Source organism: Kitasatospora sp. NPDC127116 (assembly GCF_042677365.1).
In the GTDB taxonomy this organism is placed as follows: domain Bacteria; phylum Actinomycetota; class Actinomycetes; order Streptomycetales; family Streptomycetaceae; genus Kitasatospora; species Kitasatospora lactacystinica.
This window is the reverse complement of the sequence record NZ_JBHXTL010000028.1, coordinates 1-11,518: the sequence shown is the minus strand read 5'-3', so window position 1 is coordinate 11,518 and position 11,518 is coordinate 1. Positions and strand designations below refer to the sequence as shown.

The 11,518-nt window shown below is 75.6% G+C and carries 11 protein-coding genes; 4 read left to right on the top strand and 7 right to left on the bottom strand.

What is annotated here, in order from left to right; genetic code table 11:
• Positions 1-39: 39 nt before the first annotated feature.
• The 7 genes from ACFVHV_RS14135 to ACFVHV_RS14105 all read right to left on the bottom strand — a co-directional run bounded on the left by ACFVHV_RS14135 (position 40) and on the right by ACFVHV_RS14105 (position 7,042).
• Positions 40-1,296 (bottom strand): beta-ketoacyl-[acyl-carrier-protein] synthase family protein, encoded by a 1,257-nt coding sequence (locus ACFVHV_RS14135; RefSeq protein WP_359902564.1) that lies wholly within the window; start codon positions 1,294-1,296, stop codon positions 40-42.
• Between the two features lie 73 nt (positions 1,297-1,369).
• Complete coding sequence (locus ACFVHV_RS14130; RefSeq protein WP_380351332.1) at positions 1,370-2,986, bottom strand: class I adenylate-forming enzyme family protein; 1,617 nt, start codon at positions 2,984-2,986, stop codon at positions 1,370-1,372.
• Positions 2,987-3,176: 190 nt separating this feature from the next.
• Positions 3,177-3,818 carry a hypothetical protein gene (locus ACFVHV_RS14125; RefSeq protein ID WP_380351331.1) on the bottom strand — a complete coding sequence of 214 codons (642 nt, stop codon included), beginning with the start codon at positions 3,816-3,818 and terminating at the stop codon, positions 3,177-3,179.
• Positions 3,819-3,829: 11 nt separating this feature from the next.
• Positions 3,830-4,987, bottom strand: a complete 1,158-nt coding sequence (locus ACFVHV_RS14120) for a beta-ketoacyl synthase N-terminal-like domain-containing protein (protein ID WP_380351329.1) — start codon at positions 4,985-4,987, stop codon at positions 3,830-3,832.
• Positions 4,984-5,250, bottom strand: a complete 267-nt coding sequence (locus ACFVHV_RS14115) for an acyl carrier protein (RefSeq protein WP_380351328.1) — start codon at positions 5,248-5,250, stop codon at positions 4,984-4,986. Before ACFVHV_RS14115 ends, ACFVHV_RS14120 begins: the two co-directional genes overlap by 4 nt.
• Entirely contained in the window at positions 5,247-5,522 is a 276-nt protein-coding gene (locus ACFVHV_RS14110) for a phosphopantetheine-binding protein (protein ID WP_359902554.1), read from the bottom strand. The genes ACFVHV_RS14115 and ACFVHV_RS14110 overlap by 4 nt, the downstream gene beginning before the upstream one ends.
• A gap of 80 nt (positions 5,523-5,602) precedes the next feature.
• The gene (locus tag ACFVHV_RS14105) at positions 5,603-7,042 is read right to left on the bottom strand and encodes a class I adenylate-forming enzyme family protein (protein ID WP_380351326.1); all 1,440 of its coding nucleotides are present in this window, start codon (positions 7,040-7,042) and stop codon (positions 5,603-5,605) included.
• 179 nt (positions 7,043-7,221) lie between these two features.
• Here ACFVHV_RS14105 and ACFVHV_RS14100 point away from each other — a divergent pair, with 179 nt between their 5' ends.
• From ACFVHV_RS14100 to ACFVHV_RS14085, 4 genes are all read left to right on the top strand, one after another.
• On the top strand, positions 7,222-8,322 hold the full coding sequence (locus ACFVHV_RS14100) for an alpha-hydroxy acid oxidase (protein WP_380351324.1): 1,101 nt from the start codon (positions 7,222-7,224) through the stop codon (positions 8,320-8,322).
• Between the two features lie 97 nt (positions 8,323-8,419).
• On the top strand, positions 8,420-9,196 hold the full coding sequence (locus tag ACFVHV_RS14095) for a class I SAM-dependent methyltransferase (RefSeq protein WP_380351322.1): 777 nt from the start codon (positions 8,420-8,422) through the stop codon (positions 9,194-9,196).
• A 26-nt stretch (positions 9,197-9,222) separates the two neighbouring features.
• The gene (locus ACFVHV_RS14090; protein WP_359902547.1) at positions 9,223-10,158 is read left to right on the top strand and encodes an alpha/beta hydrolase; all 936 of its coding nucleotides are present in this window, start codon (positions 9,223-9,225) and stop codon (positions 10,156-10,158) included.
• Positions 10,155-11,453: a PLP-dependent aminotransferase family protein gene (locus ACFVHV_RS14085; RefSeq protein WP_359902545.1), complete on the top strand. Its 1,299-nt coding sequence runs from the start codon at positions 10,155-10,157 to the stop codon at positions 11,451-11,453. The genes ACFVHV_RS14090 and ACFVHV_RS14085 overlap by 4 nt, the downstream gene beginning before the upstream one ends.
• The last annotated feature ends 65 nt before the right edge of the window (positions 11,454-11,518 follow it).

Sequence of the window (11,518 nt, the reverse complement as noted above, 5' to 3'; positions counted from 1 at the left end):
TCGGGCGGCGTCTGTCGGGCGACCGTTACTGGGCGACCGCTACCGGCCGGCCCGGGTGGAGGCCGGGCCGAGGATCAGGCTGAGGTTGTGGCCGCCGAAGGCGAACGCGTTGCTCAGCGCGGCGCGCACCGGGGCGGATCGGGCGGCGCCCCGGACGTGGTCCAGGTCGCAGGCCGGGTCGGGGTCGGTCAGGTTGAGCGTCGGCGGCAGCGTCCCCCGCGCCACCGCCAGGGCGGTCACCGCCGCCTCCAGCGCGCCCGCGGCGCCGAGGAGGTGGCCGGTGGCGCCCTTGGTGGAGCTGACCGCGGGCGGCTGCGCGCCGAAGACGGCGCGCAGCGCGGCGGTCTCGGCCACGTCACCGAGCTTGGTGCCGGTGCCGTGGGCGTTCACGTAGTCGATGTCGCCCGGGGCCAGGCCCGCGTTGGCGAGTGCGGCGCGCATCGCGTCGGCGGCGCCGGTGCCGTCGGGGCGGGGCATGGTCGGGTGGTGGGCGTCGGTGGAGGCGCCCCAGCCGAGGACGTCCGCGTACCCGGCGGCACCGCGGGCCTCGGCGTGCTCGGCCCGCTCCAGGACCAGGACGGCGCTGCCCTCGCCCAGTACGAAGCCGTTGCGGCGGGTGTCGAAGGGCCGGCTGGCCTGCTCCGGTTCGTCCCAACCCTGCGCCAGGGCGCGGGCGTTGGTGAAGGCGGCGGCGATGGTCGGGTGCAGCGACGACTCGGTGCCGCCGCACACCACCACGTCGGCGTCCCCGGCCCGGATCAGCCGCAGCCCCTCGGCGATCGCCTGGGCGCCGGCCGCGCAGGCCGTCACCACGGCCGAGCTGTAGCCCCGGATGCCGTGCTTGATGGCGATCCGGGCGGCGGCCATGTTGGAGAGCATCCCGGGCAGCAGGTACGGGCTGACGCCGGGTCGGCCGCGTTCCAGCCGGCGGTGCGACTGCTGCTCGAAGGTCTCCAGTCCGCCGCCGCCGGTGGCCAGTACCACGGCGGTGCGGTGCGGGTCGGAGTCCCGGCCGACGGCCAGGCCGGCGTCGGCGAGCGCGTCGTCGGCGGCGGCCAGGGCGAGCAGCACGAAGCGGTCCACGCAGCGGGTCTCGGTGGGCGGCAGCACCTCCCGGCCGTCGACGACGGGGGCGATCCCGGCGGCGGGCAGCCAGCCGTGCGCGGGGTGGTCCTCGGGGACGGCCCGCAGGCCGGAGCGGCCGGTGACCAGCGCCTCGAACACCTCGGCGGGTCGGCGGCCGAGCGGGGAGAGCAGGCCGATGCCGGTGACGACGGCACCGGGGCGCGGGCTCATGCGCGGACCTCGTTCCGCTCGGCGGTCGCCTCGCGCGACGCGCACCCCTCGACGACGCGTTCGCTCCGCTCGCTCATGCGCCCACCGCCGCGAGGTGGATCTCCCGCAGCAGGACCTTGCGGACCTTGCCGGTCGGGCCGAGCGGGATGTCGTCGGGGGAGACCGCCAGCACCTTGCGGACGGTCGCGCCGACGGCCTCGTCCAGGGCGGCGACGACCGCCGCGGTGCGGTCGGCGGCCGGGTCGGCGTCCGCGGCGAGGAGCAGCAGCACGTCGGTGACCACGCGCTCGCCGTCCCGTACCGCGACCACCGTGCAGTCCAGCACGTCCGGGCAGGCGGCCAGCACCCGCTCCTCCGACATGGCCGTGAACAGCCGCTTGCCGCCGCCGAGTTCGACCGAGTCGACGGCCCGGTCCACGTGGTAGTAGTAGCCCTCCTCGTCCCGGTACATCAGGTCCCCGGTGAGGAAGCGGCCGCGCAGCCGGGTGCGGAAGGTGGTGGCCGAGTCGTTCCAGTAGCCGAGCGCCAAGGTGGGTGAGGCGGTGGCGAGTTCACCGACCTCGCCGGGGCCGAGCGGTTCGCCGTCCGGGCCGACCAGCTCGCAGTCGACGAAGGCGTGCGGGCGGCCGACGCAGCGGCCGTAGCGCTCGGTGCCGGGGCCGTGGGTGATGAAGAAGTGCGAGTGGCCCATCTCGGTGGAGCCGAGGCCGTCCACGAACAGCGAGCCGGGCAGCCGGGTGCGGCCGGCCCGGGTGACGGTCTCCCGGCTGCCGGTGGCGATCAGGCGGCGGATGTGCACCTCGTGGGCGCAGTCTCCGGTGTTCCACCAGAGCGCGACGGAGCTCAGGTCGCGGGCGGCGAGGTCGTGCCGGGCGAGGTCGGCCCAGGTGGCGGCGAAGCCGATCACCCCGGTGGGCCGCCACCGCTCGACGGCCTCCAGCACGCCGTCGCCGGACTGCCGGGAGAGCACGGCGAGTTCGGTGTGCGAGCTGAGCGCGAGGTTGAGGGCGATCAGAGTGGCGGCGTGCGGGGCGGGCAGTGCGCTGAGCATCCGGTCCTGGCCCTGCGGGCGGGGCAGCCGCAGCCGGTGGCGGATCGCGGCGTACAGGCTGGCGTGCGAGTGGACGACGGCCTTGGGCATTCCGGTGGTGCCGGAGGAGTGGGTGATCGCCACCGGGTCGCCGGACCAGTGCCGGTACGGCTCGGGGGCGGCGTCCGGGTCGCCGGCGCCGAGGGTGGAGATCTCCGGCAGCAGCGGCGCGCCGGGGTCGTGGCCGGCCAGTGCGGCCAGGTGGGCGGGGTCGGCGAGGACGCCGGCCGCGCCGAGGCGGGCGATGTAGCGGGCGGCACGCTCGCCGTCCAGGTTGGGGTTGAGCAGGGCCGGGACGGCGCCGAGCCGGGCCAGGGCGAGGAAGGAGAGCACGTGGTCGGCGGCGTCGCTCGCGTACACCACGACGGGGTCGCGCCGGGTGATGCCCAGCGCGTGCAGCGCGGCGGCGCGGGCCCGGACGGCGCGGTCCAGCTCGCGCAGGGTGAAGGGCTGCCAGGCGGGGTGGTCGTCCACCGGGGTGTCGAAGCTGAGCAACGGCACGTCCAGGTCGAGCCCGAGCGCGATCCGGGCGGTCAGGACGTTGCCGGCGCCCACGTCGGGGTCGTCCGCGAGCTGGGTGCGGAGGCTGCGGATGGTCACGGGGGTGGATCCCTCCCTCGGGGCCGGTGGACGGCCCGGGCGGCTGATCGGGTGGCAGGGGCGGCCGCACGGGCGGCGGGTCCGGTCGGCCGCGCGTCGTCGGGCGGCGGATGTCGGGAGTGAGGCGGGGACGGGCGGGGGCGCTGGTGTGCCGGGTGCGGCTGCGTCAGGCGCCGGGCCTCGATGATTGCTACGGCCAGGGGCGGGCGGCCGGTTCAGTCCGTTCGGTTTCGGCCCGTTCGGGTTCAGTCCGTTCGGTTTCGGCCCGTCCGGGTTCGGTCCGTTCGGTTTCGGCCCGTCCGGATTCCGTGGCCGGACCGGCGAGCAGGACGGCCGCGGCCAGGTCCCCGTCGGGCGTCTGCTCGGCGGCCACGGCCAGCACCCGGTCGGCGTCGCCGTCCTGGAGCAGCAGTGCGGCGAGTTCGAACGCCTCGGCGGGGACACGGCCGGGTTCGGCCTCGGCCGGGCAGATCGCCACGACCGGACCGTTCAGGCCCCAGCGCGCGGCGATGTGTCCGAGGACGGCGTTGGGGTTGGACTGGAAGAACAGCAGCGGGCCGGTCCGCTGCCCGGGTTCGGCGCTGCGCTCGATGGCCCGCGCGGTTTCGAGGTCGCCGCTCGCGCTGGCGAGCAGCAGGGCGGTCCGCCCGGGTGCGGGCGGCTCGCCGTGGTGGGCGCGCAGGCAGCGTTCGGCGGTGTCGGCGACCAGCGGATTGAAGCCGGAGGCGGAGAAGCCGGGCAGTGGTGGCGGGGGCCCGTCCGGGCCCGGTGCGGGGTGGCGGGCCTCGGCGAGGATCCGCAGTCCGTGGGTGTGGTCGGCAGGGGTGGTCATGGCGGTGGCTGTCATCCCGGGGCCAGCAGCAGCGCGGTGTTGGCGCCGCCGAAGGCGGAGTTGAGGCTGAGGGCGTACGGGGGGCGGGCGGCGCGCGGGCCGTCCAGGACGAGGTCCAGTGCGAGGTCCGGGTCCGGGCCGAGCCAGCCGGCGTTGACCGGGAGCAGTCCGGTGCCCAACGCGCCGATGGTGGCGGCGAGTTCGAGCAGCGCGGAGGCCTCCAGGGCGTGCCCGTGCACGGATTTGCTGGAGCTGACCGGCAGGCGGTCGGTGTGCGGGCCGAACACCCGCCGCAGGGCGTGGGCCTCGGCCCGGTCGGCGAGGGCGGAGCCGGTGCCGTTGGCGTTGACGTAGCCGACCTCGGCCGGGTCGGCGCCCGCGCGGGTGAGCGCGGCCCCGATCGCCCGGATCGCCCCGCCGCCCTCCGGCTCCGGGCGGCAGACGTGGTGGGCGTCCCCGGCCCGGCCCCAGCCGGCCAGCCGGGCGAGGGCGGGCGCGCCGCGGCGTTCGGCGGCCGGGGCGGACTCGACCAGGACGGCCGCGGCCGCGTCGGCGAGCAGGGTGCCGGTGCGGCCGGCGCTGAACGGGCGCGCCTCGCCGTCCCGGGCCAGCGCCCGTCCGGCGTCGAAGACCGCGAAGACGCCCGGTTCGACCAGGTGTCCGGCGGCGACCAGGATCCGCTCGTGCCGTCCGGCGGCCACCAGGGCGCCCGCGTCGGCGACGGCGGTCGCGGCGGCCACGCAGGCGCCGTTGTACACCCGGGTGACGCCCGGCGCGCCCCAGTCGGCGCGGACCCCGGCGGCCACCGCGGCGGCGGTCGCGCGGGTGCGCTCGTCGCTGTGCAGCGCGAGCAGCACGGGCGGTCCGGCGCCCTCGGTGGCGGTCAGTCCGGCCTGCCCGCAGGCCTGGCCGATCGCGTCGAGCACGGCCCTGGCCAGCGGAAAGGTGCAGGCCAGCGGCACGGTGGCGGGGAACAGCGCGGCCCGGGTGGTGCGGCGGGAGCTCACGTCGAAGCGGGTGACCGGGCCGAACAGGGACTTGCCGTGGGTGACGGCCTCGGTGAGCGGGGCGAGTCCGCGCCCGGCGGCGCTGAGCACCCCGACACCGGTGACGACCGGGTGGCCGGCCGTCCGGCCCGGTGGTCCGGTGCCCGTCCCGGCGGCGATCACGGCCGTGCGCCCGCGCGGTCGGCGAGGACGGCCTCGCGCAGCAGTTCGGCGGCGTCGTCGACGGTGCGCACCGCGCCGAAGCGGTCGTCGTCCAGGTCCAGTTGGAGCCCGTACCGCTGCTCGAACTCGGCGACGAGCCAGGTGAGTTCGAGCGACCCGAGGTCCTCCGGCACGGCGTCGACGGCGCGCTGCCCGAACGCCGCCAGCATGGTGAGGACCTCGGTCCGGTCCGGGAGGGCGCCGGGGAGCGGGGAGCCGGTCACGCGGCGCTGCCGGAGGTGGCGGCGAGGGCGTCGACCCGGCGGGTGACGTCGGCGGTGAACTCGTCCAGCGTCATCAGCGCGGTGGTCTCCATCTCGTCCAGGTCGAACTTGATCCCGAACTCGTCCTCGACCTGCACCGACAGGTCGGCGAGGGCGAGCGATTCGAGGTCCAGTCCGGCCGGGCCGAGGTCGGTGTCCCCGGTGACCTCGGAGACGTCGTACTGCATCTCGGCGAGTGCCGCCAGGACGAAGGCGCGGATGCGGTCCTGCATGGTGGTGGGCTCCTTGTCGGGGTGGTGGTGCGAAGGGATCGGGGTGCGGCCGGGTGCGGCCGGCCCGGTGGCGGGCGGGGTCAGCCTGCGGCGGGCCGGCCGGCGGCCGCGCTCTCGCGCAGTGCGGCCGGGTCGCGCAGCAGCTTTCCGGTGGCGGTGCGGGGGAGCCGGTCCAGCCGGGCGAGCCGGCGCGGCCGCTTGTAGGCGGCCAGCCGGCGGGCCAGCCCGTCCTGGACGGAGGCGAGGTCGGCCCCGGGTTCGGTGGCCAGGTAGGCCTCGATCGCGCCGCCGTCGAAGACCACCACGGCCTCGCGGACCTCGGGCAGCGCGGCGAGCGTCTGCTCGACCTCGGTGAGGTCGACCTTCAGGCCGCCGATCGAGACCTGGGAGTCCAGTCGGCCGAGCACGGTGACCAGGCCGTCGGCGGTCAGCTCGGCGGCGTCCCGGGTGTGCAGCCAGCCGTCCGACCAGCGGGTCGGATCGTCCAGCCCGGGGTACGGGGAGGCCGCCGCGCCGATCTGCAACTCGCCCTTCACCAGGCGCAGTTCCATGCCGTGCACGGGCCGCTTGGCGGGGTGGAGCGTGCCGGAGAGGTCGGTGGCGATCACCCCGGTCTCGGTCATGCCGTACATGGTGCCGAGCGGGACGCCGTAGCGTTCGGTGAACAGCGCGGGCAGTCCCGGGCGGACGAGCTCGCCCGCCACGACCATCCGCCGCAGCCGGGGCAGTGGCGGGGGAGCGACCGTCCCCGCCAGCAGCTCGGCGTGGAAGGGTACCCCGATCACGGTGGTCGGCCGGTCGCTCGCGGCGACCTCGGCGAGGATGCCCGCCGCCGTCATCCGCTCCGGCACGGTGAGCGCGACCCGGGCGTGCAGGCTGTTGAGCAGCCCGCCGACCAGGCCGAGAACGTGCACCACCGAGGAGAGCAGGACGACCCGCTCGCCCTCGCCGGGGAACTCCACCAGCCTTCGGTAACAGTCGAGTTCGCGTAGTAGATCGGCCGCCGTGCGGGCGATGACCTTGGCCGGACCGGTGGATCCGGAGCTGAGCTGGATCAACGCGTGCCCGGTGCGGGCCGGGCGTCCGTCCGTCAACGGGACGGCCACCGGCTCGACTTCGGAGAAGCCGCGCAGGGCCGCCGCGGACCGATGGGCGGAGCCTACCAGCACCTGCGGGGTCAGCCGCGCCACCGCCGCGTCGATCTCGTGGTCGGTCAACCGGTGGTCGAGCAGTGCGACTTGGGCGCCGAGACGCCAGCATGCCAGCAGCACCGCGACGAACGCCACCGAGGGCGGCAGTCGCAGCGCCGCCGTGCCGCCGGGGCCGAGTCCGGCGGCCGCCAGTCGGTCGGACTGCTCCTCGACCAGGGCGCGCAGGGCGTCCCGGTCGAGCGGTGCGCCGAGGCGCAGGCACTCCTCGGTGCCGGGGCCGGCCAGCAGCAGCCGGTCGACCCAGGAGTCCGGGGCGTCGGAGTGCGGCAGGAAGGCAGCCGGAAGTACGGAGGGGGAAAAGCCGGTCAACGCGGCTCCACACAAGTGAGGGGATTTGACATGAACGCCGTTAACAAGTCAGAACGGCCAATTCCGTGGCCAGACCATGGCACAGACGTTTGGTCAAATCAAGGTCTATACCAATGTGGTCGTTGCTCCTACGCTGCCCAACCAGGACCGGCCCGCGCGTGGCCGTCCTGGAACGAGGAATGCCCGTGAGAGTTCTCACGTCGGCCGGGATCGAGCGCGCGGCGCGCGACCGACTCCCAACGGAAATCTGGGATTTCATCGAAGGCGGCAGCGATGCGGAACGCACCCTGGCGGCCAACCGGCAGATGTTCGGACGCCATGCGCTGCGTCCGCGCACGCTGGTCGACGTCTCCGTCTGCGACCCGGCACTGACCCTGCTCGGCGCACCGCTGCGCCTCCCGCTCGGGATCGCCCCGATGGCCTACCACCGGCTGGTCGACCCGGAGGGCGAGACCGCCACCGCGCGCGCCGCCGGACGGGCCGGAGCCCTGCTGGTCGCCGCGATGTTCGCCAGCCGCACCCTGGAGGAGATCGCCGCGGCCGCCACCGGACCGCTCTGGCTCCAGCTGTACTGGCTGCGCGAACGCGCCGCCCTCGCCGCCCTGGTGGAGCGCGCCGAGGCGGCCGGCTACCGCGCACTGGTGCTGACCGTGGACGCCCCCAGGATCGGCCGCCGACTGCGCGACCTGCGCAACGGCTTCGCCGTCCCGCCCACCGTCCGGGCGGTCAACCTGGACCCGTCCCTGATGTCCGCCAGCCACCGCGCCGCCGACGGCGGTTCGGGCATCGCCGAGCACGCCCGCGAACAGTTCGACCCCACCCTGAGCTGGACCGATCTGGCCTGGCTGCGCGAACGCACCCGGCTGCCGCTGGTCCTCAAGGGCGTCCTCACCGCCGAGGACGCCCGGCTGGCCGTCGAGCACGGCGTCGACGCCCTCCTGGTCTCCAACCACGGCGGACGCCAACTCGACGGGGCGGTACCGGCCCTGGCGGCACTCCCGGACGTGGTCGAGGCGGTGCCCGCCGACCTGCCGGTGCTGTTCGACGGCGGCGTGCGCAGCGGCACCGACCTCGCGATCGCCCTCGCCCTCGGCGCCCGCGCCGTGCTGATCGGCCGCCCCGCGCTCTGGGGCCTGGCCGCCGGCGGCGAGGCCGGGGTGCACCGGGTGCTCGACCTGCTGCGCGAGGAACTGGAGCACACCATGGCCCTGTTGGGCCGCCCCCGGCTCGCCGACCTGGACCGCACGGTCCTCGCCCCCTGGCCCTTCCCGGCCGGCTGACACCGCACCCGCGCGGTCCTTCGTCCGCTTCGCACCCGCGCGGCCCTTGAACCGCGCCGCCCCCGAACCGCGTTCTTCCCACCAGGAGGTCCGACACATGACCGAGCAGAGCGAGCGATTCCCGGGCTGGGACTGGGACGACCCGGACGGGCTGGCCCCCCGACTGGACGCCTTCGGCGAACAGGTCGCCACCTGCGAGAAGCTCGAAGCGCATCCGGGCGGGCTGCCGCGCGACCACGCGGGCCTGAGCGAACTCGGCATCACCGGCATCGAGTTCGCCGCCTTCCGGACCGCCCACCCGCAGGGGCTCGGCACCGACCTCGCCACCCTGCGCAGCCCCGACACCGCCACCGAGCCCGGCACCCTCTACCGGGTCGACGGCGACCGCTGGTTCACCCGGCTCGACATCGCCGAACCGCTGCCCTTCGCCGACGCCAGCGTCGACTGGGTGTACGCCGAGCACCTGATCGAGCACGTCACCATGCCCGTCGCCGTCGGCTGGCTGCGCGAGGCCCGCCGGGTGCTGCGCCCCGGCGGCGTCCTGCGCCTGACCACCCCCGACCTCGCCCGCTACCTGGTCGGCTACGCCACCGGCGACGGCTTCCTCGCCAAGCACCGGCGCCGGCTGACCACCCTCGGCTTCGGCCCGCCGATGCCCGCGCGTCCGGCCTTCCTGGTGAACCAGATCTTCCGGCACTTCGGGCACCAGTGGATCTACGACCTGGACGAACTGCGGCATGTCCTCACCCGGGCCGGCTTCGACCCCGGGAGGATTCGCCCGTGCGCCTACCGGCAGGGCACCCGGCCGGACGTCGCCGACCTCGACACGGCCTTCCGCACCGACGAGACCGTCTACGTCGAGGCAGACCGCTGAGCCCTCCGCACCGAATGGATCCGCCCATGCCCCTGCACCCCCAGGCCGAAGCGCTGCGCACCAGGCGCGCCGGCAGCGGTGCCCCGCCGCTCTACACCCTCAGCCTCGCCGAGGCCCGTGCCGCCGACCTCGCGGACATCCGCGCGGCGGCCGGCACACCCGAACCGGTCGCCGCCGTCGAGGAGTACCGCATCCCCGGTCCCGGCGGCGAACTCGCGCTGCGGCTCTACCGCCCCGAGCCGCCCGGCCGCCGGCTGCCCGCCCTGCTCTACCTGTTCGGCGGCGGCTGGACGCTCGGCTCGCCCGACACCAGCGACGCGATCTGCCGCCGGCTCACCAACGCCGTCGGCTGCGTCACCGCCTCCGTCGGCTACCGGCTCGCCCCCGAACACCCCTTTCCCGCGGCGCTGCACGACTGCCGCGCCGCACTGCTGCAACTCGTAGAAAGGGCGGCGGAGTTCGGCATCGACCCGGACCGGATCGCGGTCGGCGGCGACAGCGCCGGCGGCAACCTCACCGCCGCGCTCACCCTGCTGCTGCGCGCCGAGGGCGGCCCCGCCCTGCGCCACCAACTGCTGGTCTACCCCAACACCGACCACGGCGCCGACACCCCCTCGCTGCGCGCCCACGACGACCCGGCACTGTTCAACCGCCGCTCGGTGGCCTGGTACTGGGGCCACTACCTGGCCGACGAGGGCGACGGCGCCAGCCCGTACGCCTCCCCGCTGCGCGCCGCCACCCTGGCCGGCCTGCCGCCCGCGACCGTCCTGACGGCCGAGTACGACCCGCTGCGGGACGAGGGCGAGCAGTACGCCGAGGCGCTGCGCGCCGCCGGGGTCCCGGTGGACCTGCGCCGCTACCAGGGCATGCCGCACGGCTTCTTCGCCATGACCGGCACCCTGGACGCCGCCGCCGAGGCCCAGGACTTCGCGGCCGAGCGCCTCCGGGAGGCGCTGCGATGACGATCCCGTTGAGCGACCTGCACGCCTCCCTGGCCGATCCGCTGCTGGACGCGATGACCTTCCTCAACGAGGTCACCACCCGCTACCCGGAGGCGGTCTCCTTCGCCCCCGGCCGCCCCTACGAGGGCTTCTTCGAGCCCCAGGACGTCCCGGCGTACCTGGAGACCTACCTCGCCCACCTGGCCGACCGCGGCCTGGACCGGGACGCGGTGCGCACCGCGCTGTTCCAGTACGGTCCGACCAAGGGCATCATCAACGAGCTGATCGCCCGCACGCTGGCCCACGACGAGGGCCTGACCGTCGACCCCGCGGCCGTGGTGGTCACGGTCGGCGCCCAGGAGGGCATGCTGCTGACGCTGCGCGCCCTGTGCGCCGGCCCGGACGACGTCCTGCTGGTCAGTTCGCCCTGCTACGTCGGCGTCACCGGCGCCGCCCGGCTGCTCGACCTGACCGTCCGCCCCGTCCCCGAGGGCCCGGACGGCGGCCCCGACCCGGCGGCGCTCCGGGAGGCCGCCCGCGCGGTGCGGGCCGAGGGGCGCCGTCCGCGCGCCTTCTACGTCGTCCCGGACTTCGCCAACCCCTCCGGCACCAGCATGCCGGTCCCGGCCCGCGCCGGGCTGCTGGAGGCGGCGGCCGAGGAGGGCGTGCTCGTCGTCGAGGACAACCCGTACGGCTTCTTCTCCCGCACCCCGGGGCTGCGGCCCACCCTCAAGGCGCTGGACCGCCGCCGCCAGGTCGTTCACCTGGGCTCCTTCGCCAAGACCTGCTTCCCCGGGGCCCGCCTCGGCTACGTGGTCGCCGACCAGGAGGTGACAGGCCCCGACGGCCGGCGCAGCCTCCTCGCGGACGAGCTGGCCAAGCTGAAGAGCATGACGACGGTCAACACCCCGGCGCTCAGCCAGGCCGTCATCGGCGGCATGCTGCTGACCCACGACTGCCGCCTGCGGGCCGCCAACGCCCGTGCCACGGCCCACTACGCGGCCGGCCTGGACACCCTGCTGCGGGAGCTGGACCGGCACTTCCCGGCCTCCGTGCGGAACCGGCTGGGCATCTCCTGGACCCGGCCGGACGGCGGCTTCTTCGCGGTGCTGACGGTGCCGTTCGTCGCCGACGAGGCCGCCATGGAGCGCTGTGCCCGCGAGCACGGGGTGCTCTGGACACCGATGGCGCCGTTCTACCCGGCGGGCGGTGGCGAGCAGCGGCTGCGGCTGTCCGTCAGCTCGCTGACGCAGGCGCAGATCATCGACGGCGTGGCGAGGCTGGCGGCCTTCGTGACGGCCTTCGTGACGGACTGAGAGCCCGCGCGGAACGGCGGGGGCGCGGAACGGCGGAGGGGCCCGGCTCGTGGTGAGCCGGGCCC